We start from the raw sequence: 22828 nt of genomic DNA on the forward strand, positions 1-22828 counted from the left end.
GTTGGCGCGAGGGAGACTTATGTCTCATTTTCAAACCCGCGTCAAGAACTTTTTTGCCATCCGGGAAAATTTCTTTTCCAGTCGTCCTTTCGGACGTGGCCAGCTCGTTGGCGCGAACGGCTTTATGCGCCTTTTCGACCCCACCGTCAAGCATTTTTCCGCAAAAAATCGAAAAAATGTTTCCGAACCGTCAAAAAGGCGCTTCCGCGTCATGGATCGCTGATTTTCAATCCGCTGTCGAAAAACATACGGCTCTGCGCAAAAAAAGTAAAGTATTTCATATTATTTTTTATACAATATGAAAAACAGATGACAACTACGTAGTTTTTTTCAAAATGTTGCCTTTTCAGCGCTTGCCATAAAAAAAGCCCCTTCCGAAGAAGGGGCCTGTATTGCCGCAAAGCCGATCAATGCGTTTCGCGATGCCACATGATAAAGAAGACCGAGCCTACCGTCATGGCGCAGGCCAGGAGCATCTTCCAGGTCAGCATCTCGCCCCCCAGCAGCCAGCCCAAAAAGATGCCGATGACAGGCACCACATATTCATAGGAAATGGCCGTGGCGATGGGTACATTCTCCAGCAGCCAGAAATAGCAGGCATAGGCGATGACCGAGCCACCGGTGCACATCCAGGCAAAGGCCACGACCACAGGCCAGTGGATATTTTCATAGCGGATCGCATGATGCTCGCCATCCAGAAAAGCGACCACAAGACATTCCAGGCCGCCCATAAAGATGAGCAGCGCGCAAGATTGCAAACTGGAAAGCCGCGTCTTGAAAGGAAAACGGCGGGTCAAGAGGGTTCCGGCCACCCAGCCGAGCGTGGCCGTGAAGACCCAGATCATGCCGGAGATGCTGCTTTGCTGTACGCCGCCCACATTTTGCTGACTGTAGGCCAGCAGCACGAGGCCGCAGGTCCCTGTGGCCAGGCCCGTCCATTGCAGCAGCCGCGGCCGGGGCTCATTGGCGAACAGCCAGCCGGCCACCAGCATGGTGATGGGCGTCGAGCCGGTGATGACCGCCGCCGTGGAGGAAGCCACGCTCTCCTGCCCCTTGGCCAGGAAGCCGCTTGCCAGCAGGACCATGAACACGCCCATCCAGGTGGCATGGATCCAGTCCTTGCGCTCCGGCCGTATCCAGCGCCCCGTGAGCATCAGGAACAATGCCAGGAGGATGCCGCCGATGACCATGCGGCTGCCCCCTACCAGAAAGGGCCCGGCCACCCCAAGGCTGAATTTGTAGCCGATATAGGTGGATCCCCACGAGATATAGACCAGGAAAAGGTGCAGCATGACGTGCAGGGACTTTTGCGAAATAGGCATAGGCGCGCCCCCTCCTCAACGATATAGGGGCCAAGTATCATAGTTTTGCAAACTGTCAAGAGATGGAACAAAATCACCATCTTTCATAAATAAATACAGACGGATACTTGCATCATCGCCATTATTCCCCATATTATGGGGCAGGCAGGCCCGCCCCGATGCCGCGACCCTGCCCGCATGATGCGGGACAGAGCTTTCAGACTTGGCAGGCAATGTCTGCCATGCTATGACAATCCCGGGGGAAGGCTAATTATGAAAGAAGAAAACAAAGACCGATCAGAATTGCTGGCATTCCTGGAGTTCATGAGCCGCAAAGGCCTGAACACCACGGCCCAGAGGCGGATCATCGCCGATGCCTTTTTTGAGCTCCCCGGCCACCACTCGCTGGAGGAGTTCTATCAGCATGTCCAGAAACTGGACCCGCGCATCGGCCAGACCACCGTCTACCGGACGCTCAAACTCCTGTGTGATGCCGGTATGGCGACAGAGATCCACTTCAGCGACGGCATCACCCGCTACGAAGTGGCCGCTCCCGACAGTCATCACGACCATATCGTCTGCCAGTCCTGCGGCAAGATCGTGGAGATCTACGATCCCCGCATCGAAAAGCTGCAACAGGAGCTGACCAAGAAGCACGGTTTCCTGCTGCTGCGGCATGTGCACATCCTTTCCGGTATCTGCGCGGACTGCCAGAAAAAAATGCAGCAATAACCTTTTCCGGCCGGCATGACAGCGGGCGGATCCTTCCGCCCTTTTTTGTGGGTCCGCGCTAATTAAAGTTGATTTTCATTTTCATTTAGGGCATACTTGCCGAAAATCGACCGAAACGAGGACACCAGCATGGATGGCCAAAGCATCGCCGTTATCGTCATCGTGGCTGTGGCCGTGATCTTCATGGCCAGGAAAATTTTCATCTCCGCCCGCAAAGGACAGTGCTCCTGCGGCTGCGGGGATGGCAAACAGCAGGCCTGCTGCAAGGGATGCAGCATCGCCACAAAACGTGAGGACCTGCTTCCGTAACAAAAAGCAAAGGCCGCCACTCCCAAGGGAGGGCGGCCTTTTTTTATAGATGTGTCCGGCGGTTATTCCGCTTCGAATTCTTCGGCACGGGCGATCTGGCTGCCCCGGTGCTCGCGCAGGATGGCCAGGGCTTCTTCCTGGGTCAGGATACGGCCGCGGCATTTGGGGTTCTGCAGGCGATTCTCAGGGCAGTAGCCCAGATGCACACAGCTGGGCCCGGCCCCCTGGAACAGGTCCGGTGCGGCCTTGCGGCACAGGGAAAGCATCTGCCAGGCCAGATGGCGGATCTCGTGCTGGGCGTTGCGGCAGCAGCGGATGGAGAACCAGTCCAGCAGGGCATGGGCGTTCATGCCGATGATGGCCTTGAACTCCGTGGCCTGGGGCTTGAGGTAGCGCAGGTCTTCTTCCGGCAGTCCGGCTTCCAGCCCGGCGTCGTACCACTGGCGGGTCAGGTCGGCCAGGTCCCGGCCGGTCAGACGGGTCGTGTGCCCGTCAGGCAGGGTCACCTCGGCACCGAAGTCACGCACGCTGGCGGGATAGACCACGGAAAAACGCCGTTTGCCGCCCAGCTCCGCACGACCGGACTTGATGAGGTAGGAAGCCAGGCGCTTGCGCACCAGCTGGGTCTCGGTCACGCGGGAATAGCCTTCCACGCCGAAAAGGAAAAAGTCGAATTCCAGCGCGGCGCGATGCCCGCTTTCCAGGATATTGCGCACGATCTGCCGGGAATAGGGCGAGGCCACTATCTCTTCCAGGCTGCGCTCACTGCGCACGAAACGCGCCGCGATGTCCGTGTAGATCTTGCCGCCCCCGGCCAGCAGCACCACTTTGCCGTTCCCGGTATATTTTTCATCCAGCATGTGCGCCTCCTGTAAAATGGAAGGCTGAACCTACACGAAAATGCCCCGTGCCTCAAGCGCCCGGGGCGGGCCCGATACTGTGCTTTCTTGACGCCCGCCCGCGGACAGCATAGTGTGGATAGCTTCCAATACTGAATAATCCGCACGCCGCTGCGTGCGTAAAGGAGCGACCATGAGCAAGGATATCAAAGCCTTCTGCCAGCCTGACAGCAAGGGCTTCTTCGGCGCGTATGGCGGCCAGTATGTGCCTGACGCCATCAAAGCCCGCCTGGACGAACTGGACCAGGCCTTCAAGGAGGCTCTGGCCGACCCCGAATTCACGCGCGAGATGCAGCGCCTGCTGCTGCATTTTGCCGGTCGTCCCAGCCCGGTCTTCCACTGCCGCAACCTCAGCAAGAAGCTGGGCGGCGCGCAGATCTGGCTCAAGCGCGAAGACCTCAACCATCTGGGCGCCCACAAGGTCAACAATACCATCGGCCAGTGCCTGCTGGCCAAACGCATGGGCAAGACCCGCGTCATCGCCGAGACCGGCGCGGGCCAGCATGGCGTGGGCACCGCGGCCAGCGCCGCCCTCATGGGCCTGGAATGCGTCATCTGCATGGGCGAGGTGGACGTCGTCCGCCAGCATCTCAACGTGACCCGCATGGAGATGCTGGGCGCCCGCGTGCATACGGCCATGAGCGGCCAGCGCACCCTCAAGGAAGCCGTGGACGAGGCCCTGGAAATGTGGGTCAACGAGCCCGAGACCTTCTATGTGCTGGGTTCCGCCGTGGGCCCGCACCCCTACCCGCTCATGGTGCGCCACTTCCAGTCCGTCATCGGCAGCGAGGCCCGCGCCCAGATGCTGGAATTTGCCGGTCGCCTGCCCGATGTGGCCATGGCCTGCGTGGGCGGCGGCTCCAATGCCGTGGGCCTGTTCTCCGGCTTCGTGCATGACGAGGGCGTGCGCCTCATCGGCGTGGAGCCCGGCGGCCGCGGCAACGGCTACGGCCAGCATGCGGCCTCGCTCTGCTACGGCGAGCCCGGCGTGCTGCACGGCTTCAATTCCTACATGATCAAGGACGAAAAGGGCGAGGCCGGCGAGGTCTACTCCATCTCCGCCGGTCTGGACTATCCTTCCGTGGGCCCCGAACTGGCCGAACTCAAGGATGCCGGTCGTGCCGAATACGTGAGCATCACCGATGAAGAGGCCCTGCAGGCTTTCTATGCCCTGTCGCGCAACGAGGGCATCCTGCCCGCGCTGGAATCCTCCCACGCGCTGGCCCATGCCATGAAACTGGCCCCCACCATGGACAAGGACGCCATCATCCTGGTGAACCTGTCCGGCCGCGGCGACAAGGACGTGGCCCAGGTGGCCGATCTGGTGAACAGCGGCGCCTTCGTGCCTGCCGGCGACTAACGATGTCACGGCCGGGGGCAGGACACGCCCTCCCCTCACGGCCCCTTCGCCAATGCGATCCCGCAGACCGGCACACCCTGTGCCGGTCTGTTTTTTTGACACGAGAGACGTGACAGTCCATCCCCTTGGATGATAACGCCACCTCACGGCTCCGGAAGGAGCGCCCCCAGTACAGAGGGGGCGCCCGGGGCCCTGTTCATCTCCTGACCATGCTGCCCCTGCGGGCGACCGGTCAGGCAAATTCCATTCTGACGAGGCACACCATGCGAGAGATCGACGCCGCGACCATTAGTGCCGCCGTGGCAAAGCTGGCCGTGCAGGCCTGCTGTCATCTGCCCGCCGATGTCCGGGACGCGTTCCGGCAGCGGCTGGACAAAGAGCCTTCGCCCGTGGGGCGCAACATCCTGGAACAATTGCTGGAGAATGCGGACATCGCCGCGCGGGACGACATCCCCATCTGCCAGGACACCGGTCTGGCCGTGGTCTTTGCCGAGGTGGGGCAGGACGTGCACATCACGGGCGGCGATTTTGAAGCCGCCATCCACGAAGGCGTGCGCCGCGGCTATGTGGACGGCTATCTGCGCAAGTCCTGTGTGGCCGAGCCCCTGTTCGAGCGCAAGAACACCGGCGACAACACCCCGGCCGTCATCCACACCCGCATCGTGCCCGGCGACGGCCTGACCCTGCGTCTGGCCCCCAAGGGCGCCGGTTCCGAGAACAAGAGCGTGGTCAAGATGCTGGTGCCCGCCGACGGCATCGAAGGTGTGCGCAAGGTAGTGCTGGACGCCGTGCTGGCGGCCGGGCCCAACTCCTGCCCCCCCATGGTGGTGGGCGTGGGCCTGGGCGGCACCATGGAAGTGGCCGCCCTGTGCGCCAAGCGCGCCGCGGCCCGCGATCTGGAAAGCCGCAACCCCGATCCCCGCTACGCCGCCTTCGAGGACGAGCTGCTGGAGCTCATCAACCGCACGGGCATCGGCCCCCAGGGCCTGGGCGGCGAGACCACGGTCCTCAAGGTGCATGTGGAATGGGCCCCCACCCACATCGCCTCCCTGCCGGTGGCGGTCAACATCAACTGCCATGCGGCGCGTCACGCCGAAGTGCGTCTGTAGGAGGCTGCCATGTCCGATGTGAAACGTATCCGCGCGCCCTTCGACGAAGCCACGGCCCGTTCCCTGCGCGCCGGTGACCGGGTGCTCATCACGGGCACCATCATCGCCGCCCGCGATGCCGCCCACAAGCGCCTGGTGGAGGCCCTTGACCGGGGCGAAGAGCTGCCCGTGGATCTGGACGGGGCGGTCATCTATTATGTGGGCCCCAGTCCGGCCAGACCGGGCCGGGCCATCGGCGCGGCCGGGCCCACCACGGCCGGGCGCATGGACGCCTACACGCCCACCCTGCTGGCCCGGGGCCTGCGCGGCATGATAGGCAAGGGCTACCGCAAGCCCGAAGTGGTGGAAGCCATGAAGCGGCACGGCGTGCCCTATCTGGCGGCCGTGGGCGGTGCCGGGGCGCTCATCTCGCAGCGCATCAAGAAATACACGGTGCTGGCCTACCCCGACCTGGGCCCCGAAGCCGTGGCTGCGCTGGAAGTGGAAGACTTCCCGGCCATCGTGGTCATCGACAGCACCGGCGACAATTATTACGAGACCGGTCAGGCCCCCTACAGGAAGCTTTGATGGATGATGAGGGGGAAGAGGACCCCTTTGACTGACGCGCAAAGGGGTCCCCTTCCCCCTCGCCCCCATCCCTCCCCCAACGCGTTTCATTATGGAGGATGACGGGCAGCCTCTCACGCGGGCGTGTCCCTGCCTGCCGGTCTCCCGGCAGAGGGTTCGATAGTTGTCAAAAATAAAAGCGGCGGACAGGAATTTTCCCGTCCGCCGCTTTTGCGTTTTGCGTTGTACTCCCGTCAGGCTGCGGGCAGCCCGCTAGAAGCTGTACATGTAGGAAAGGCTGAAGTTCCAGGCGTCGCGCACTTCGTCATTGCGGCCGTTCATGCGGCTGTTGCCCCACACGCTGCTGTCATGATCCAGCCACAGGGCCACATAGGCCACATCCAGGGCCACGGTGAAATTCTCGGTCACCTTCGTGGTGCTGGTCAGGCCCCATTCCAGGGCATAGTCCTGGCGGGTCAGGTAGAGGCCGTCCATGCCCACCGTCCCGGACAGGGCGCCGGAATTGGCCGCCAGCCCCTGCGAGGACAGCCACTTGGCCATGCCGGGGTCGTTGGTACCGCCGATGAGGTTGACGCGGAAGGTCTGGTACAGGTCTTCGATGACGTTGACGTCGCGCAGCTGCAGGCCCACGCCCCAGGTGCCCGTCATGCCGTTGCCCACCGCGCCTTCGCGGGAGATGTACTCGTTGCCGTTGAAGGCATAGTGCGACCAGGCGTTGTGCACGTTGGCCACGCTGAGATAGGGCATGCGCTCGGAGCCGTTGCCGCGGTCGTCGTCATCGCCGGAAGCGTACCAGCCGTAGATGCCGGGCTTGGTCCAGCCCAGATCGTATTCCACCAGCAGCGAGGCCAGCCAGCCGGCGCGGTTGGCGGAAGTGTCGTCATAGCTCACGGAACCGTAGTTCAGGTCCCAGGCGATGCGCCAAGGATCCAGCAGGGTCAGCTCGCCGGTCAGGCCCGCCCAGAAGGCATTGCCGTACAGGTCCATGCGGCTGTTGTGGGACGCGCCACCGGCAGGCAGCATGCCCGCCAGATACTGGATGCCCGAAACGCCCACGTTCTTCCAGTCGTTGGCGTGGTCGGCATCAAGGCTGTTGGGACCGATGCCCGCGTACATGGCCCAGGGCGTCAGGCGGAAACCGTCGAAGGTCAGGGGCAGCAGCAGGGCCGCCACATCCACATTGTCCATGTAGTTCTTGCGGAGGCCGTCGTCGCCGTAGCCCTGGAAATTGTCGTTGTACAGGCGCGCCCACAAAGCGGTGAGGGCCACGTTCTCGTTGATCTGCCAGCTGGCCGTGATGCCGGCGGCGTCATCGCCCCACACCTGGCTGCCGGTGGTCATGCTGGGCAGGAAAAAGCCCTGCAGGCCCATGCGGACCTTGATGTCGGTATCCGGCACCATCCAGTCCAGCCAGGCGTTCTTGACTTCCACCACCGTGCCGTCGGCGCCCAGGGCACCGCCGGTGGCGCTCTGGCCCCAGATCTGGTCGCCCATTTCAAAGATGACGGAACCGGAAAGGTTTTCCGAGGCCACGGCATCCAGTTGCAGGCGCAGGCGCTGGCGGGCCTCGAAGTTGTCCTCGTTGCCCTTCTTGTAACCGGTCATGCCGTTGCCGCCGGTGAAGGCGCCATGCTCGCCGTAATCAAAGGCCATGATCCACTGGCCGCGGATCTTGAAGTCGATGGCCTGGGCCATGCCCGCGGCGGAAAAGAGCAGGCCGGCGGCCAGGAGGAGCGTTGCGATCTTTTTCATGGCGTATCCTTCATGAGGCGAATTTCTGTCCCGAAAGACAGGAGGCAGCATAGCCGTCGGCGTTCCGGCTGGCAAGATGGCGCGTCAAATTTTTTTTACCGCTCCTCGTCTTCGTCCTGCGGCCTGCCCAGCGGCCCGCCCGCCTGCCGCTGTACGGGCGCGGGCCCGGTACTGCTGCGCACGACCAGCTCCGGCATCACCTCCACGCGGGTGATGCTGCACCCGGGGCCGCTGGTGATGCGGTTGTGGAGCATCTCCAGCGCGCTGCGGCCCTTTTCCGCGATGTGGTGCTCCACCGTGGTCAGGCCCACCCGCGAGAAGTGCGAAGGATAGATGTTGTCGAAGCCGCACAGGCTGTAATCTTCCGGCACCCGCGCGCCGCTCTCCAGGATGGCGTCCAGCACGCCGTAGGCCACCATGTCGTTGACGGCCACGAAGGCCGTGATGTCCCGCTCGGCCATGCAGCGCCGGGCCAGAGTGTAGCCGGTGCGGTGCTCGATGTTCAGGTCGCCGCGCTCCTGTTCGGGCGTGATGGTACAGGTGCGGACAAGGAAGCGGCCTTCGGGACAGGCCTCGCGGAACACGTCGCGCAGGCCTTCCAGACGCCGCAGCCGTGCCGAATTGTCCTTGTTCAGGGGCGTGGCGATGCAGGCGACGGAACGGTGCCCCAGCCCGATGAGGTAGCGGGCCACCAGCACGCCCGCGTTATAGTTGTTGAGTTCCACCGTATCCAGATTGAGGCTGGCGTCCCTGTCGCCGATGACCACCACGGGCGTCTCCCGGTTGGCCAGTTCGGCCTGTGCCGGGCACAGCGGCATGGCACAGAAGACGATGCCCCCGATGGAAGCGGCCGACAGGGTGCGCAGCAGGCGGGCCTCCACAGCGGCATCACGGTAGGTGGGGAAGACCATGGTGTCGTAGTCGTGCCGGGCGGCGGCATCCTGCACGGACTGCACCAGGGTCGCATAGTAGGGGTTGACCACATTGGGGCAGAGGATGGCCACGCTCTTCTCGGCCATGAGGTGCGAGGGCCGGTGCCGCCGGATGCCCCGGTAGCCGAGGGCCTCGGCCGCCTCGCGCACCTTGAGGACCGTCTCGCGCGAGAAGGAGACGTCCGGCCGCTCCGAAAGGATCATGGACGCGGTGGCTGTGGAGACGCCGCTGCGAGCGGCGATGTCTGCCAGAGTGACGCGCTGGCTGCGTTGCATGGGCACCTCCCTGCGCAATAGATAAAAACCGTTGCTGTTAAATTTAATTTTTAATTAAAAATTAATCAAGACTACCTGCCCAAACGGCCATTTTTAGCCTTTTTCATGTAAAATAATGTTACATTTCCATGAAAATATTCTGTCCGGGCCTTGCCCCTCTTGTCTTATTTTTCCTGCTATGGCAGCCTTCTCCCAGCGTCTTTTGCCGGGCGGCCCCGGAGCGGCCCCGATGATTAAAAATTAAATAAACTTCAACCAAATTTTCAGGAGCAGGCATGAATCCTCCCTCCCAGAAACAGATCCGTACCGTGGCCCTGGCCAGCCTGCTGGGCGCCACCATCGAATGGTACGATTTCTTCCTTTACGGCGTCGTGGCGGGCATCGTCTTCAACAAGCTCTACTTCCCCACCGACGACCCCTTCATCGGGACCCTGCTGGCCTACAGCACCTTTGCCATCGGCTACCTGGCCCGCCCGTTCGGCGCTTTCGTCTTCGGCCACTTCGGTGACAAGATCGGCCGCAAGAGCATGCTGGTGCTGACCATGCTCATCATGGGCGTGGCCACCATCGGCATCGGTCTGGTGCCCACCTATGCCCAGATCGGCATCGCCGCTCCCATCATCCTCCAGACTTTCCGCCTCATGCAGGGCCTGGGCCTGGGCGGCGAATGGGGCGGCTCCGTGCTCATGACCTACGAATACGCCAGCAAGCGTGAGCGCGCCTTCTATGCCAGTATCCCCCAGATGGGCCTGGCCACGGGCCTGTGCCTGTCCTCCGGCGTGGTGGCCCTGCTCTCCGCCAGCCTGACCGACCAGCAGTTCCTGGAATGGGGCTGGCGCATCGCCTTCCTCATCAGCGTGGTGCTGGTGGGTGTGGCCCTGTACATCCGCCTGCACATCCTTGAGACCCCCGACTTCCAGAAGGCCAAGGATTCCGGCAAGACCGCCGACAAGACCCTGCCCATCGTCAAGGTCTGCCGCAACCATCCCGGCAACATCGCCCTGGGCGTGGGCGCCCGCTGGATCGACGGCGTGTTCTTCAACGTGCTGGCCGTGTTCGTCATCAGCTACCTGGTGCAGTACATCAGCATCGAACGCACCCAGGCCCTGACCATCGTCATGATCGCGGCCCTGCTCATGTGCCCCTTCATCCTCATCGCCGGCCGCCTGGCCGACCGCTACGGCCGCGGCATGGTCTACGGTGTGTCCAGCCTGCTCTGCGGTCTGTCCATCTTCCCGTCGTTCTGGCTCATGGAAGGCAGCGGCGGCAGCCTCTTCCTCATCGCCCTGGCCATCATCATCCCCATCAGCGTGTTCTACGCCGGTGTCTTCGGCCCCGAAGCCGCCCTGTTCTCCGACCTGTTCCCGCCGGACGTGCGCTACACCGGCATCTCCATCGTCTACCAGTTCCCCGGCTTCCTGGTGGCCGGCATCGTGCCCGGCCTGTGCACCTTCCTCATCAACTGGAACGAAGGCGATCCCCTGTATGTCTGCCTCTTCACCCTGCTCGCGGCCGTGACCAGCGCCCTCTCGGCCTTTGCCATCCAGCGCAAGAGCAGCGCCGCCCAGCGCAAGCACGGTGACGACGCCGAGCATATCTAGGCGTATACGGGTTGTCATCATGGAAATCCTGCAAATATCGGACCTGCACCTGCGCGGCGACGGCAAGCTCTCCTTCCGCAAGGTGGACACGCCCGCCTGCCTGCGCACGGCGGCGGCCTATCTGCACGCCCTGAACCGCATGCCCGACGCCATCGTCATCACCGGCGACCTGGCCGACAGCGGTGACGAGCATGCCTACCACATGCTCTACGAGGCACTCGGCGACCTGCCCGTGCCCATCTACGCCGTGCCCGGCAACCATGACCGCCGTGACCGCATGCGTGCCATCCTCAAGGGCTGGGTGCCCGAAGAAAGCCCCGTGCCGCCGCGCGTCTGCCATTGCGTGGATATGGGCGAAGTGCGCCTGGTCATGCTGGACAGCATGGAGCCCGGTTCCCACAGCGGCCACTGTCCCGAAGCCATGGCCCGCTGGCTGGACGCCTGCCTGCAGGAAGACAGCAGCCGCCCGGCCCTGGTCTTCATGCATCATCCGCCCTTCATCACGGGCATGGGAGCCATGGACGAACCCTTCGAAGGCGCCGACCTGCTGCGTGACGTGCTGTCCCGCGCGCCCTGGGCCCGCCTGTGCTGCGGCCACATGCACCGCCCCATCTTCACTGCCTGGGCGCAGGGCCTGGCCCTGACCGTGCCTTCCATCTCCATGCAGATCGACCTCGACCTTAGCCCCGAGGGCGGCGACACCTTCCGTATGGAGATGCCCGGCTATATGCTGCACCACTGGGACGGCAGCCACCTCAACAGCCACGTGTGCCAGATCCCCGCCGATGTGGACTTCTCCGGTCCCCATCCCTTCGCGGATTCCGTCAACCCCGTGGAAGACTGATACCAGGACGGCAGGCTCAGGCCTGCCGTCTTCTTTTTTCCTTCATGTCCACACAGCGCCGTCCGCACAACTCCGGCACCGTGCGTCACCTTCAACAGGAGCATCCCCGCCGGATGCTCCTTTTTTTGTCCGCCTCTCCACACCAGCCCGCACGGAGAAGGGAACGCAGACAGGACAGGCCCGCCAAAAGCGGAAAACGCGCACAAGATCCGTCAACGCCCCGCTTTCCTGCCCTTGCCTTTCGCACAGGGCCGGGCCCTCTCCTGCGGTTGCACCATATTTTCCCGAAAACGCGCCTGCCGGACCGCCCCTTTCCGGCTCCCGCCTCCGGGAAGCCCGATCCTTCCGCTCCGGCCCCGCCCCTCCGGCTTGAGGCCGCTGTCGCCCCGTGCTAAAATCAGTTTTTGTCCCTGCCCTGCCGCAGGGACCGGCGCGCCGGCACGTCCCCGCGCTTCCGCGTCCACCGTGCCGGCCGGTGACGCCGTACAGACTCTGCCAAGGATCATCCCGTGAGCGATTCTCCTTTTACCCGTCCCGTCATCCGTCCCGATGCCGACATCCTCGCCCGTGTGCCCGGCCTCTGCCTGGGCTGTCTCGTCCATGAAGTGGAGGTCGAACCCAGCCGCCCCGACTGTCAGGACTATCTGGACAACGAGCTGGCCCCCCGTCTCGTGGCCCGCATGGAAGGCGAGCCCCTGGCCCAGTGGCCCAACCTGGGGCCCTCGCGTGCGGGCTGCAAGGCCTGCGGCAAGGACCCCGGCCGTTACCGCATCTCTTCCGAGGCCCTGTACCGCCGCCTCAAGCAGGGCAAGGGACTGTACGCCATCAACAGCGTGGTGGACGCCAACAACATCGCCTCGCTGGAGACGGGCTTTTCCCTGGGCAGCTACACCCTTGCCAATCTCCGGGGCGACATCACCTTCCGCCGCGGCCTGCCGGGCGAGACCTACGAAGGTATCGGCAAGGGCGGCCTCAATCTGGAGAACCTGCCCCTGCTGGCCGATGCGCTGGGCCCCTTCGGCAGTCCTGTCAGCGATTCCACCCGCGCTCTGGTGGATGAACGGACGCGCGTCTGTCTGACCATCATCTACGGTTTTGACGGAGCGGCCCCCGTGGAAGAGGCGCTGCGCATCAGCGCCGCCGCCTTCGCCCGCTTCTGCCGCTGCCGTCCCCTGTGCGATCCCTGGTGCGTCCAGGGCTAGGACATCCCCGGCAGCCGCAGCGGCTCCCAAACGCCGTTTGCCTGCGCCGGACGATTTTACCCTTCTTACCGGAAGGCCCCCGTCACGGGCCGTACCGGCCCCCTCAAGGAGCCCCCATGACCGATCTTTCCTGCTTCAAGGCCTATGACATCCGCGGCAAGGTGCCCGATCCCCTGTCCCCCGAGCTGGCCTTTGCCCTGGGCCGCGCCGTAGCCGAACATTTTGCCGCCCGGCGCGTCGTCCTCGGCTATGATGCCCGTCTGAGCGGCCCGGTGCTGCACGCCGCGCTGGCCGCGGGCCTGCATCAGGCCGGGGCCCGGGTCTTCAGCCTGGGCATGTGCGGCACCGAAGAGATCTACGATGCCGCCGCCCGGCAGGACTTCGACGCCGGCATCATGATCACCGGCAGTCACAACCCGGCCGACGAGAACGGCTTCAAGCTGGTGCTGCGCGGCGCCCGGCCCGTGAGCGGCGATTCCGGCCTGCACGACCTGCGCGACCGCGTGGCGGCCCAGCTGGCCGCGGGCGTGAACCTGCCTGCGGACAAAACCCCGGTGACGCCGGTCAGCTTCCGGCAGGAGTACGTCCGCCGCATCCTGGACTACACCGGCGCCGCCGCGCAAAAGCCCCTCAGGATCGTGGCCGACGCGGGCAACGGCTGTGCCGGTCTGCTGCTCAGGGAGCTGGCCCCGCACCTGCCGCACGAGTTCATCTTCTGCCAGATGGAGCCCGACGGCACCTTCCCCAACGGGGTGCCCAATCCCCTGCTGCCCGAAAAGCGCGCCGCCACGGCCCGGGCCGTGCGCGAACACAAGGCCGACCTGGGCATCGCCTGGGACGGCGACTTTGACCGCTGCTTCTTCTACGATAACGAAGGCAACTTCATCGAAGGCTACTATCTGGTGGGCCTGCTGGCTTCCGAGCTGCTGCCCCGCTTCCCCGGTGCCAGGATCATCTACGATACCCGCGTCTACTGGAACACCCGCGAACTCATCCAGGCGGGCGGCGGCATCCCCGTCATGGGCAAGACGGGCCATGCCTTCATGAAGGAACGCATGCGCGCCGAAGATGCCGTCTATGGCGGCGAGATGAGCGCCCACCACTACTTCCGCGACTTTGCCTACTGTGATTCCGGCATGCTGCCCTGGCTGCTGGTCATCGCGGCCATGCAGCGCCACGGCAAGCCCCTGGCCGAGCTGGTGCGCGAACGCATGGACGCCTGGCCCTGCAGCGGCGAGATCAACCGCCGCGTGGCCGACGCCCCGGCCCTGATGCGCAAGATCCGCGACCACTACGCCCCCGCCGCCACCTATGAAGACGCCATCGACGGCGTCAACCTGGAGTTCGGCGACTGGCGCTTCAACCTGCGCATGTCCAACACCGAGCCCCTGCTGCGCCTCAACGTGGAGAGCCGTGCGGACAGGGCCCTGCTGGAAGAAAAGACCGCCGAGCTGCTGGCCCTCATCGACGCCGGTCTGTGATTTGGGATGGGCGAGGGGAGGAGGGGCCCTTTTTGAAAAAAGGTCTCCCTCCTCCCCTCGCGCTCCCCTCCTCCTGCCAAAAACGTTTACTCTGGTCACCGGCAGGACAGGGAAGAAGCGACGGGGAGCACACGGCTGCCGGTCTCCCGGTGATACGCAAGAGGGTTTTCCCATGTCTGCCGCCGCAATTGCCGCTATGCCGGTCTCCCGGTGATACGGGGAAAATGCCTGCCGGCCGCTTTCGGCCTGCGTGACGGCACAAAGGGCTGCAACACGATGACAGCGCCTGCGAGGCAGCGACGGAGACCATCAGGCCAGACCCAAAGAAGGTTTTTTCGGGGTGGGGAGAGTTTGAGAGGGGGAGGGGCAGTTTTTGCCCCAAAAACGCCCCTCCCCCTCTCAAGCCCTGTCGAACAGAAAACGAACCACAGGGAACCAGGTCATGGAAAAAAGCAAACTGGCCGCCGCCATGTTCATCGTGGGCAGCATCGGCCTCTTCGTCCACTACATACCGCTGCCCCCGGCGGTCATCGCCTGTGCCCGGGCCGTCATCGGCACCCTCTTCCTGCTGCTGGTGCTGCGCCTGAAAAAAACGCCCCTGCACGGTCAGGCCATCCGCAAGAATGCCCTCTGCCTCCTGCTCTCCGGCGCGGCCCTGGGCTTCAACTGGATTTTCCTCTTCGAGGCCTTCCGCCATACGGGCATCGCCGTGGCCACGCTCTGCTATTACATGGCGCCGGTCTTCGTCATCCTGCTCTCGCCCCTGGTGCTCGGCGAACGCCTGACCCGCCGCAAGATCGTCTGCACCCTGCTGGCCGTGCTGGGGGCCGTGTGCATCTCCGGCGTGTTCACCGGCAGCCGGCAGGACCCGCGCGGCATCGCCTTCGGGCTGGCGGCCGCCCTGCTCTACTGTTCCCTCATCCTCCTCAACAAGCGTCTGCGCGGGCTGGATACGCTGGAGACCACCTTCTGCCAGCTCTGCACCGCCGCCCTGGTCATGCTGCCCTATGTGCTGCTGGGCGGACATCTGCACGGTCTTGCTCCCGCGCCCTCCACGCTCTTCCTGCTGCTGGTGGTGGGCATCGTCCACACCGGCCTGGTCTATATCCTGTTCTTCTCGGCTGTGGGCCGTCTCCCGGCCCAGACCACGGCAGTGCTCAGCTATGTGGATCCCGTCACCGCCATCCTGCTGGCCACCCTCTTCCTGCACCAGCCCTTCGGCCCGGCGGAACTGTGTGGCACCGTCCTCATCCTGGGCGCCACGCTGGCCAACGAACTGCCGGGGAAAGCCCCTTCCCATTCCTGAGATTAAGGAGATACCATGTCCGGCCTGTTCCACTCCCTTCTGAGCAAAAAGCATGCGGAACCGGAATGCCTCACCGCACAAGGCATCGCCGCCCGTCTGGAACGCATGTTTTCCGAAGCCGCGTCCTACATCATCATTGTTTCTCCCTATATCAAACTGAATCTTCGCCTTCGTGATATTCTCGGTGAAAAGAAAAAAGCCGGTGTCGACATCACCATTATCCACAAAGGCCCCTTCACGGCCACGGACATCGCGACACGTCATTTCCAGCGCAGCAATTTGCATGCGGCCTGCTTCCTGACGGAAAAGGCGGCCCTTATCGGCAGCATGAACTTGTATGACTACAGCCAGGTCAATAATGACGAGCTGGGGATATACATGGAAAAAGAGGACTTTCCCGGTACTTATGCAACCATCCATGCCGAGGCCCAGCGCTTGTACCGGGACTTCACACCGCCCCTGCCCGCCGCGAAAACGCGCCCTGCCCGCTCCGGCCGAAAGCAGGTCTCATTGGAGCGCGGCAAGTATTACAGCCCGGAAGAGATGAAAAAATTCTTTGCCTTCGAAAATGACCATCGGGGCGGCATCCGGCCGACAAAAAACGGCAATGTCGTGCTGTGTTCGTGGTCCAGAAGCCGCTACACCAACCGGGAAGAGGATGGCATCCTCTATTATCAGGGCCAGAACACCGGCACGGAGACGCAGTTGCTCATCTACGGGAACAAGACCCTGTACGATTGCTTCGAACATTCTGAAGCCCGCATCTTCTTTTTCAGGGATGGTGTGTTCGCGGGGGAAAAATACATCTGCCAGCGTCCTTTTCAAGAAAACGGTAAATGGATCTTCCCTCTAAAGGATAAGTAAGCTCTGCTGCCGGATACTCTCCCTTTTTTGCCGCATCCTGCCCGCCCCCTTTACTCCCGGCGGGCAGTCCTTATCTGTAGGGTCCCGGCGCGTCGGCGACCGGGTGTTTTCAACCAAGGAGTATCCCCATGCAGGTCCTGCTCATCAACGGCAGTCCCCATCCCAAGGGCAGCACGGCCACGGCCCTGGCCACTGTGGCCCAGCAACTGGAAAAGGCCGGTATCGAGACCACCACGCTTCACGTGGGCCACAAGGCCATCCGCGGCTGTATCGCCTGCGGCAAATGTGCCCGGACCGGCCTGTGCGTCTTCAAGGACGATCCGGTCAACGAATGCGTCGAACGCATGCGTGAGGCCGACGGTCTAGTGGTGGGCTCGCCCGTCTACTATGCCGGGCCCAATGCCAGCCTGTGCGCCCTGCTGGACCGCATGTTCTACATGAAGTCCGCCCCCTACGCCTTTAAGCCCGCGGCCGCCGTGGTGAGCTGTCGTCGCGGCGGGGCCAGCGCTTCCTTCGACCGCCTCAACAAGTATTTCACCATCGCCCGCATGCCCGTGGTCTCCTCCCAGTACTGGAACTCCATCCACGGCAACAATGCGGAAGAAGCCGTGCAGGATGCCGAGGGCCTGCAGATCATGCGTACCCTGGGCGACAACATGGCCTGGCTGCTGCACTGCATCGAGGCCGGCCGCAAGGCGGGCATCACCCCGCCTGCCGTGGAGCCCTGGCAGCCCACCAACTTCATCCGCTAGACTGGCCTGGCGACACCCGCACGAGGCATCCGGCGGCACTGCCATGCCCCTGTGCGCCCTGCCCATCAGGCAACAAAAAAGAGGCCCTTTGCGGGCCTCTTTTTTATGGCAGCCTGAAAGCCGCGCTTTACGCTCGTGCAAGACTCCTTCTGCCGTCCCGTGCTACAACGGCGGGATCGTCCCTTCCGGGACGCGGACCATCAGCACCACATTTTCGTGGAAGGAGGAAGCAGGATGAACGCATGGCTGCTCCTGATACTGGCAGGACTGTGCGAGATAGGCTGGCCGCTGGGCCTCAAGTGGGCACAATCGGGCCTGTGGCGTCTGCCCGGCTTCATCACGGCGGGCGTCTGCATGCTCGTCAGCGGTGCCCTGCTCTTCATGGCCCAGAAGCATATCCCCATCGGGACGGCCTACGCCGTCTGGACAGGCATAGGCGCGGCCGGTACCTTTCTGGCCGGGGCCCTGCTTTTCGGCGACCCCGTGCAGCCGCTGCGGCTTGCGGGCATCGCGCTCATCATCGCTGGCGTGGCCCTGCTCAAGCTGGCCTGAGTGTCGGCACATGGAATGGACGGGAAAGGGGCGGACGCCTGAAGGGACCGGCTGTCCGGCATCGGGAAGAGGCCCCGCCCGGCAAAGGATGCGGCAGGGACAACGGCGGGAACGCCGGAGGGCATGGGCGGCGGCATGGCTCCGGCCCTCTGTCCCAAGGCCGGAATGCCCTGTCTGCGGGAGGCACACATGATCATCACCACGGAACGCCTGCACTATCTTTGGGCCGTGGCCGAGACCGGCTCCTTCGCGGCCGCCGGACGCCGTCTGGGCGTGAGCGGCGCGGCCGTGCAGCAGGTCATCCGGCATTTCGAGCAAGATCTGGACGCGCCCCTGTTCCGGCGCAGCCCGGGCCGCAGTCCGGTGCTGACCGACCTGGGGCGGCAATTCTACTTCCACGCCCTGGACATCATCCCGCGCCTGGAGGGGCTGGAGAATCTGGCCGCCACACGGGGCCAGGGGCAGGAAGGGCAGCTGCGCATCGGCCTGCACGGCTTCGTCATGTTCCCGGAGGCGCGGGCCGCGCTGGTGGAACTGCAACAGGCCTTCCCGCTGCTGGAGATATTCCTGTATGACGGCGAGGATTCCGTCCTGCATTGCGACAAGCTGCGCCAGCTGGACAGCAGCGCCCGCCATACGGTGGACATCCTGCTGGCCCCGGCGCGCCTGCGCTACGATCACGGCGGCCAGTCGGTCATGGCCGGGCGCATCATCTGGCGCGTGGTGGCCGCTGCCGACCATCCCCTGAGCCGCATCCGGGGCAGTCTTTCCCTGGACGACCTGTTGCGGCACCGCCAGCTCCTGCCCCTGCCGGGCGTCATCAGTTCCGATGCCTTTTACGACAGTTTCCGCCTCAGCAGCCATCTGGTGCATTACAGCCAGTTCTACCAGTTGCAGGAGATGCTGCTGGCGGGCATGGGCTTTGCGGTCTTCCCGGCCCAGCTGGCCCGCCCTTTTGTGGAACAGGGTCGCCTCAAGCTGCTGGAACTGGACTTTGACGACGGCATCAGCACCACCGCGGTGGAGCTGGCCTGGGTCGAGCCCCTGGGCACGGCCGGTCGCTGGCTGGTGGAACGCCTGCGCGAGCTGCCGACGGAGGAAGGGGGGCGCTGAACCGCGCCGGGCCTACCAGTGCTTGCCCACGGTCATGCCCAGGAAAAGGGCCGCGAAGCCCAGGATGGTCTGGGCGCCGATATTGAACAGCAGCAGAGCCAGACGGGTCTGCCCCAGGGCGAAGGAATCGAAGATCAGGGACGAGAAGGTGGTGAACGAACCCATGAAGCCCACCAGGATGATCAGGCGCACCGTGTCCGAGATGAGCAGGCGCACCGCGGCCAGCTCCCAGATCAGCCCGAACAGGAAGCAGCCCAGCACGTTGACCACAAAGGTCCCCAGCGGATACTGCCGCCCCACCAGCGTGTTGGCCAGTTCCGAAACACCGTAGCGTGCCAGGGCCCCCGCCCCGCCCGCCAGAAAAAGAAGGCCGCAATTGCGCAGCGCCGTCACATCCATCGTCATCCTCCATCATGATCGCAGGCCGGTGGGCCGTATCCGACGCCGCCGCGCCCATCCGCAGCAGGCAGACCTTTACGGCAACGCGCTGACGTCCGCCGCGTCCCGGGCGCACGTCCCCCACGGCAAGGCAGCGGCGGCTTAAAAATGTCAGACGACCGGACTTTGCAATCCCGCGCTTCTGCTTTAGGGGCAGCTGTGGAGCGATGCCCGGCAACATCCGGTCCCTGCCTGCGATGCCACGCCCCAACAGAGACGTGGCCCACGCCGCCGCTCCGCTGTCTGCCGCCCCGGCAGGCCATGATCCACATGTTCCCGTACTGAAGTCGTCTGACCGGGAGGTCCCATGTTCCCCTTGCTGCACGGACGCCGCTGGTGGCATTTTCGCCGTTTTGAGGGTTTGCTGCTTTCCCTCGTCTGCATGTTCCTGCTGAATATCATTTTTCCCGGAAAAATCTATGGCGGTACGGCCCAGGCCTGCTACCTGCCCCTGCAACTGCTGGCCGGGATCAATCTGTACGGCCGCCTCCGGCCGGGCTTTTGGGCGGCGGCCCTGACGGCCGCGGGCATCCTGGCCCTGCATCCCTTCCAGGCGCTGTCCTCCATGCCCCGGGCGCTCCAGTTCAGCCTGCTTTTGCTGCACGGTCTGTTCTTCTTCATCATCCTGCTGGAAGTCTTCATCCAGCTTTACCGCGCCCAGACGCACCGCCTGCACCTGGATGCCCGGCAGACCCTTTGCGCGGGCCTTTCCGGCCTGCTGCTCATCGGCTACAGCGGCTTTTTCCTCTTCCTGCTGCTGGAGAACTTCCAGCCCGGTTCCTTCCGGGGCCCCGATCCCGGCGGTGTGAGCCTGCAGGATCTTTTCTACTTCAGTTACATCAGCCTCATGACCATCGGCTACGGCGACATCACGCCCGTCTCCTGGGCCGCGCGCAATGCCACCGTGCTGGTGTCCCTGTCCGCCAACATCTACTCGCTGGTGGTCATCGCCTCCATCGTGGGCCGCACCTTTGCCAGCCGCCCCGGCCAGAAGGCGGACAAGGAGCCCGCCCCCAAAGAAAATCCGTAGCGGTACCACAGGGATACTTCCGCCATCCATGTTCCGTATGAAAAGGAAGGGCGTCGTCCCCACCCCGCAGCGCACGACGGATACAGCACACACCTTCCCCTGCCGCCGTGCCCCGTCACAAGGCCCTACACGCGGCGGCGGAACATCCACACCGCCACGCAGACGCAGACCACGGTGATGGCGCAGATCTTGAGCAGGCTCACCGAAGCGGCCTCGAAGGTGATGTCACGCAGGAACACGCCCTGCACCAGGGTGGTGAAATGGCGGATGGGGTTGAGCTGGCTGCCGTGCTGCAAAAACATGGGCATGTTGATGACCGGAGTCACGGCCCCGGAAAGCAGGATGCAGGGCACGCCCACGGTGAAGGCGCCCAGAAAGGCCTGCTGCTGGGTGGAGGACAGGGAAGAGATCATCAGGCCGATGCCGCCCGCCGCCAGCGAGAAGATGAAGATGGCCACGTAAAGCAGCACGACGGAGCCCGTGAAGGGCACGCCGAAACCGAAGACCGAGACCAGCAAAAAGATGGTGCCGTGGGCCAGCCCCACCACGCAGCCGGGGATGAGCTTGGCAAGGGCGATCTCGGTGGGTGTGGCCGGCGAGACCAGCAGCTGGTCGAAGGTGCCCGCCTCGCGCTCGCGGGCGATGGACAGGCCCGTCACCACCAGCCCCAGCATGAAGCTCAGCATGCCGATGAGGTTGGGCAGGAAGAACCACTGGAACTCGAAATTGGGGTTGAACCAGCTGCGCTGCCGGATGTCCAGGCTGCCGCCGCCCGCCAGCGCGGCCTGCCTCCCCAGCGGTGTCTGCGCGGCCACCTCGGCCAGCATGACCTGCACATAGTAGGCCGCGATCTGGGCCGCGTTGGAACGCCTGCCGTCCAGCAGCAGCTGCACGGTCACGGGCTCGCCACGGGCGGCCCTGCGGGAGAGCTCCGCATCGAAGACCATGACGAACAGGGCTTTTTCCTGCTCGATGGCCGGGCGCACCTCCTGCTGACCGCGCAGGAAGAACACATGCCGGAAGGTGGGCGAGCCCTCCAGACGGCGTACGATCTCCCGGCTCAGGGGGCCTTCGTCATGGTCGAGCACGGCCACGTCCACATTGCGCACTTCCATGGTGGCGGCCCAGCCGAACACGATGATCTGCATGAGCGGCGGCACGATGAGCAGCATGCGGGAGATGGGATTGCAGAACAGGACCAGCAGTTCCTTGCGCACGATGGCCAGCATGCGCCGGATATGGAGCAGGAAGGCATCGCGCAGCATCAGACATCCAGCCTTTTGACCAGCTTTTTATAGACCAGCCCCAGCATGAGCAGGGCCAGCAGGCTCATGGCCCCCAGACAGGGCCAGAACAGCTCCCAGACGTCCCCGGTCAGGAAGAGCGTCCGCAAACAGGTATTAAAGTAACGGGCCGGCACCAGATGGGTGATGGCCTGCAGGACGGGCGGCATGCTGTTGATGTCGAACACGAAGCCCGACAGCAGCAGGGCGGGCAAAAAGCCGGAAAAAAGCCCGGCCTCGGCGGCCTGCAACTGGCTGTGCAGGCTCACGGAGATGAGCAGGCCCTGCCCCAGGGCGCAGAGCATGAATACCGAGGAGATGAACAGCAGCGCCCCCACCGAGCCCCGGTAAGGCACGCCGAACAGGGTCACGGCGGCCAGCGCGCACAGGCCCATGCTGAACATGCCCATGCAGTAATAGGGGATGAGCTTGCCGAGCAGCATCTGCCAGCGGCTCACGGGCGTGGCCAGCATGGCCTCCATGGTGCCGCGCTCCCACTCGCGGGCAAAGACCAGCGAGGTCAGCAGGGTACCGATGAGCGTCATGATGACCGTGATGGCTCCGGGTACCAGAAAGCGCTCGCTCTTGGCCGTGGGATTGTACCAGTAGCGCTCCTCTATGCTCACCGGGCCGGCCTGCGGCACCCCGCCCGCCTGCCGGGCCTCCTGCCAGCGCAGCAGCACGGCCTGCGCATAGCTCTGGATGAAGCGGGCCACGTTGGGCTCGGTACCGTCCACGATGAGCTGCACGTCCGCCGTCGTGCCCCGGTCCAGCTGGGCGTCGAACTGCTGGCCCAGCACCAGGATGCCCTGCACGGAGGATTCGCGCATCAGGCGCTCGCCCTCGCGCATATGGCTGATGGAACGGATGACGAAGTGCGGCGAATGGGCAAAGTCCGTCAGCAGGGCCCGCGAATGCTGGCCGCCGCTCTGGTTGAACACGGCCAGCTGCAATACGCCCGCGTCCAAAGTGATGCCGTAGCCGAAGAGCAGCAGGAACAGAAGGGGCAGCACACCGGCCACCAGATAGGACGAGGGGTCCCGCCCGATCTGCTGGAACTCCTTGCCCACCAGGGCCAGCAATTGCCGCACCCAGAGGCGGCGTGACAGACGTTCTTGCATCAGT

At 64.0% G+C, this 22828-nt stretch carries 24 protein-coding genes; 16 read left to right on the forward strand and 8 right to left on the reverse strand.

The genetic code is table 11. The features are described 5' to 3' along the window. A partial coding sequence (locus tag ACQRAG_RS09655) for a hypothetical protein (protein ID WP_427804043.1) occupies positions 1-223 on the forward strand: 223 nt, incomplete at its 5' end. 184 nt (positions 224-407) lie between these two features. Here the strand turns inward: ACQRAG_RS09655 and ACQRAG_RS09660 are convergent. After that, on the reverse strand, positions 408-1322 hold the full coding sequence (locus ACQRAG_RS09660; RefSeq protein WP_168936276.1) for a DMT family transporter: 915 nt from the start codon (positions 1320-1322) through the stop codon (positions 408-410). A gap of 252 nt (positions 1323-1574) precedes the next feature. On the opposite strand from ACQRAG_RS09660, the gene ACQRAG_RS09665 reads away from it, so the two are divergent. Together ACQRAG_RS09665 and ACQRAG_RS09670 are read left to right on the forward strand one after the other, a co-directional pair. Continuing rightward, the gene (locus tag ACQRAG_RS09665) at positions 1575-2033 is read left to right on the forward strand and encodes a Fur family transcriptional regulator (RefSeq protein WP_204626674.1); all 459 of its coding nucleotides are present in this window, start codon (positions 1575-1577) and stop codon (positions 2031-2033) included. 129 nt (positions 2034-2162) lie between these two features. Further along, the gene (locus ACQRAG_RS09670; protein WP_168936278.1) at positions 2163-2342 is read left to right on the forward strand and encodes a hypothetical protein; all 180 of its coding nucleotides are present in this window, start codon (positions 2163-2165) and stop codon (positions 2340-2342) included. Positions 2343-2404: 62 nt separating this feature from the next. Here the strand turns inward: ACQRAG_RS09670 and thyX are convergent, their stop codons facing one another. Continuing rightward, complete coding sequence (gene thyX, locus ACQRAG_RS09675) at positions 2405-3202, reverse strand: FAD-dependent thymidylate synthase (protein ID WP_303880942.1); 798 nt, start codon at positions 3200-3202, stop codon at positions 2405-2407. A 172-nt stretch (positions 3203-3374) separates the two neighbouring features. Between thyX and trpB the strand changes: the two genes are divergently transcribed. The 3 genes from trpB to ACQRAG_RS09690 all read left to right on the forward strand — a co-directional run bounded on the left by trpB (position 3375) and on the right by ACQRAG_RS09690 (position 6277). Next, a complete protein-coding gene (gene trpB, locus ACQRAG_RS09680) occupies positions 3375-4601 on the forward strand; it encodes a tryptophan synthase subunit beta (RefSeq protein WP_168936280.1) in 1227 nt (408 codons plus the stop codon). A gap of 263 nt (positions 4602-4864) precedes the next feature. Beyond that, positions 4865-5710 (forward strand): fumarate hydratase, encoded by an 846-nt coding sequence (locus ACQRAG_RS09685; protein ID WP_427804044.1) that lies wholly within the window; start codon positions 4865-4867, stop codon positions 5708-5710. 9 nt (positions 5711-5719) lie between these two features. Beyond that, a complete protein-coding gene (locus tag ACQRAG_RS09690; RefSeq protein ID WP_168936281.1) occupies positions 5720-6277 on the forward strand; it encodes a Fe-S-containing hydro-lyase in 558 nt (185 codons plus the stop codon). A gap of 252 nt (positions 6278-6529) precedes the next feature. On the opposite strand, the gene ACQRAG_RS09695 is transcribed toward ACQRAG_RS09690, so the two are convergent. From ACQRAG_RS09695 to ACQRAG_RS09705, 3 genes are all read right to left on the reverse strand, one after another. After that, the gene (locus tag ACQRAG_RS09695) at positions 6530-8029 is read right to left on the reverse strand and encodes an outer membrane homotrimeric porin (RefSeq protein ID WP_427804045.1); all 1500 of its coding nucleotides are present in this window, start codon (positions 8027-8029) and stop codon (positions 6530-6532) included. A gap of 95 nt (positions 8030-8124) precedes the next feature. After that, a complete protein-coding gene (locus ACQRAG_RS09700) occupies positions 8125-9237 on the reverse strand; it encodes a LacI family DNA-binding transcriptional regulator (protein ID WP_427804046.1) in 1113 nt (370 codons plus the stop codon). A 118-nt stretch (positions 9238-9355) separates the two neighbouring features. Further along, positions 9356-9514: a hypothetical protein gene (locus ACQRAG_RS09705; RefSeq protein ID WP_168936284.1), complete on the reverse strand. Its 159-nt coding sequence runs from the start codon at positions 9512-9514 to the stop codon at positions 9356-9358. Here ACQRAG_RS09705 and ACQRAG_RS09710 point away from each other — a divergent pair. The 9 genes from ACQRAG_RS09710 to ACQRAG_RS09750 all read left to right on the forward strand — a co-directional run bounded on the left by ACQRAG_RS09710 (position 9513) and on the right by ACQRAG_RS09750 (position 18952). Next, entirely contained in the window at positions 9513-10838 is a 1326-nt protein-coding gene (locus tag ACQRAG_RS09710; RefSeq protein ID WP_168936285.1) for an MFS transporter, read from the forward strand. The two genes, ACQRAG_RS09705 and ACQRAG_RS09710, sit on opposite strands and share 2 nt — an antisense overlap. Before the next feature lie 19 nt (positions 10839-10857). Next, a complete protein-coding gene (locus ACQRAG_RS09715) occupies positions 10858-11682 on the forward strand; it encodes a metallophosphoesterase (RefSeq protein WP_168936286.1) in 825 nt (274 codons plus the stop codon). A gap of 509 nt (positions 11683-12191) precedes the next feature. Further along, a complete protein-coding gene (locus ACQRAG_RS09720) occupies positions 12192-12884 on the forward strand; it encodes a B3/B4 domain-containing protein (RefSeq protein WP_297160043.1) in 693 nt (230 codons plus the stop codon). A 116-nt stretch (positions 12885-13000) separates the two neighbouring features. Continuing rightward, positions 13001-14365 (forward strand): phosphomannomutase, encoded by a 1365-nt coding sequence (locus tag ACQRAG_RS09725; protein WP_427804047.1) that lies wholly within the window; start codon positions 13001-13003, stop codon positions 14363-14365. A 442-nt stretch (positions 14366-14807) separates the two neighbouring features. Continuing rightward, entirely contained in the window at positions 14808-15671 is an 864-nt protein-coding gene (locus tag ACQRAG_RS09730; protein ID WP_304024234.1) for a DMT family transporter, read from the forward strand. A 105-nt stretch (positions 15672-15776) separates the two neighbouring features. Further along, complete coding sequence (locus tag ACQRAG_RS09735; protein ID WP_427804048.1) at positions 15777-16535, forward strand: hypothetical protein; 759 nt, start codon at positions 15777-15779, stop codon at positions 16533-16535. Positions 16536-16663: 128 nt separating this feature from the next. Then, complete coding sequence (locus ACQRAG_RS09740) at positions 16664-17287, forward strand: flavodoxin family protein (protein ID WP_168935392.1); 624 nt, start codon at positions 16664-16666, stop codon at positions 17285-17287. A gap of 234 nt (positions 17288-17521) precedes the next feature. Next, entirely contained in the window at positions 17522-17839 is a 318-nt protein-coding gene (locus ACQRAG_RS09745; RefSeq protein WP_300706080.1) for a DMT family transporter, read from the forward strand. Positions 17840-18028: 189 nt separating this feature from the next. After that, entirely contained in the window at positions 18029-18952 is a 924-nt protein-coding gene (locus tag ACQRAG_RS09750; RefSeq protein WP_427804049.1) for a LysR family transcriptional regulator, read from the forward strand. 12 nt (positions 18953-18964) lie between these two features. Here the strand turns inward: ACQRAG_RS09750 and ACQRAG_RS09755 are convergent, their stop codons facing one another. After that, positions 18965-19357 carry a fluoride efflux transporter FluC gene (locus ACQRAG_RS09755; RefSeq protein ID WP_006009305.1) on the reverse strand — a complete coding sequence of 131 codons (393 nt, stop codon included), beginning with the start codon at positions 19355-19357 and terminating at the stop codon, positions 18965-18967. 340 nt (positions 19358-19697) lie between these two features. Here ACQRAG_RS09755 and ACQRAG_RS09760 point away from each other — a divergent pair, with 340 nt between their 5' ends. After that, positions 19698-20420 (forward strand): potassium channel family protein, encoded by a 723-nt coding sequence (locus ACQRAG_RS09760; protein ID WP_168935389.1) that lies wholly within the window; start codon positions 19698-19700, stop codon positions 20418-20420. A 125-nt stretch (positions 20421-20545) separates the two neighbouring features. Here ACQRAG_RS09760 and ACQRAG_RS09765 read toward each other — a convergent pair whose 3' ends face one another. Further along, complete coding sequence (locus ACQRAG_RS09765; RefSeq protein WP_303996796.1) at positions 20546-21685, reverse strand: ABC transporter permease; 1140 nt, start codon at positions 21683-21685, stop codon at positions 20546-20548. After that, on the reverse strand, positions 21685-22824 hold the full coding sequence (locus tag ACQRAG_RS09770; RefSeq protein ID WP_303996798.1) for an ABC transporter permease: 1140 nt from the start codon (positions 22822-22824) through the stop codon (positions 21685-21687). The genes ACQRAG_RS09765 and ACQRAG_RS09770 overlap by 1 nt, the downstream gene beginning before the upstream one ends. Positions 22825-22828 lie beyond the last annotated feature (4 nt).

The organism is Desulfovibrio sp. SGI.230 (assembly GCF_050313065.1).
In the GTDB taxonomy this organism is placed as follows: Bacteria; Desulfobacterota; Desulfovibrionia; order Desulfovibrionales; family Desulfovibrionaceae; genus Desulfovibrio.

Bases quoted from the DNA above. Each gene is read 5' to 3' on its own strand.
- ACQRAG_RS09660 (WP_168936276.1), bottom strand. From the start codon at position 1,322: ATGCCTATTTCGCAAAAGTCCCTGCACGTCATGCTGCACCTTTTCCTG.
- ACQRAG_RS09665 (WP_204626674.1), top strand. From the start codon at position 1,575: ATGAAAGAAGAAAACAAAGACCGATCAGAATTGCTGGCATTCCTGGAG.
- ACQRAG_RS09670 (WP_168936278.1), top strand. From the start codon at position 2,163: ATGGATGGCCAAAGCATCGCCGTTATCGTCATCGTGGCTGTGGCCGTG.
- thyX (WP_303880942.1), bottom strand. From the start codon at position 3,202: ATGCTGGATGAAAAATATACCGGGAACGGCAAAGTGGTGCTGCTGGCC.
- trpB (WP_168936280.1), top strand. From the start codon at position 3,375: ATGAGCAAGGATATCAAAGCCTTCTGCCAGCCTGACAGCAAGGGCTTC.
- ACQRAG_RS09685 (WP_427804044.1), top strand. From the start codon at position 4,865: ATGCGAGAGATCGACGCCGCGACCATTAGTGCCGCCGTGGCAAAGCTG.
- ACQRAG_RS09690 (WP_168936281.1), top strand. From the start codon at position 5,720: ATGTCCGATGTGAAACGTATCCGCGCGCCCTTCGACGAAGCCACGGCC.
- ACQRAG_RS09695 (WP_427804045.1), bottom strand. From the start codon at position 8,029: ATGAAAAAGATCGCAACGCTCCTCCTGGCCGCCGGCCTGCTCTTTTCC.
- ACQRAG_RS09700 (WP_427804046.1), bottom strand. From the start codon at position 9,237: ATGCAACGCAGCCAGCGCGTCACTCTGGCAGACATCGCCGCTCGCAGC.
- ACQRAG_RS09710 (WP_168936285.1), top strand. From the start codon at position 9,513: ATGAATCCTCCCTCCCAGAAACAGATCCGTACCGTGGCCCTGGCCAGC.
- ACQRAG_RS09705 (WP_168936284.1), bottom strand. From the start codon at position 9,514: ATGCCTGCTCCTGAAAATTTGGTTGAAGTTTATTTAATTTTTAATCAT.
- ACQRAG_RS09715 (WP_168936286.1), top strand. From the start codon at position 10,858: ATGGAAATCCTGCAAATATCGGACCTGCACCTGCGCGGCGACGGCAAG.
- ACQRAG_RS09725 (WP_427804047.1), top strand. From the start codon at position 13,001: ATGACCGATCTTTCCTGCTTCAAGGCCTATGACATCCGCGGCAAGGTG.
- ACQRAG_RS09730 (WP_304024234.1), top strand. From the start codon at position 14,808: ATGGAAAAAAGCAAACTGGCCGCCGCCATGTTCATCGTGGGCAGCATC.
- ACQRAG_RS09735 (WP_427804048.1), top strand. From the start codon at position 15,777: ATGTTTTCCGAAGCCGCGTCCTACATCATCATTGTTTCTCCCTATATC.
- ACQRAG_RS09740 (WP_168935392.1), top strand. From the start codon at position 16,664: ATGCAGGTCCTGCTCATCAACGGCAGTCCCCATCCCAAGGGCAGCACG.
- ACQRAG_RS09745 (WP_300706080.1), top strand. From the start codon at position 17,522: ATGAACGCATGGCTGCTCCTGATACTGGCAGGACTGTGCGAGATAGGC.
- ACQRAG_RS09750 (WP_427804049.1), top strand. From the start codon at position 18,029: ATGATCATCACCACGGAACGCCTGCACTATCTTTGGGCCGTGGCCGAG.
- ACQRAG_RS09755 (WP_006009305.1), bottom strand. From the start codon at position 19,357: ATGACGATGGATGTGACGGCGCTGCGCAATTGCGGCCTTCTTTTTCTG.
- ACQRAG_RS09760 (WP_168935389.1), top strand. From the start codon at position 19,698: ATGTTCCCCTTGCTGCACGGACGCCGCTGGTGGCATTTTCGCCGTTTT.
- ACQRAG_RS09765 (WP_303996796.1), bottom strand. From the start codon at position 21,685: ATGCTGCGCGATGCCTTCCTGCTCCATATCCGGCGCATGCTGGCCATC.
- ACQRAG_RS09770 (WP_303996798.1), bottom strand. From the start codon at position 22,824: ATGCAAGAACGTCTGTCACGCCGCCTCTGGGTGCGGCAATTGCTGGCC.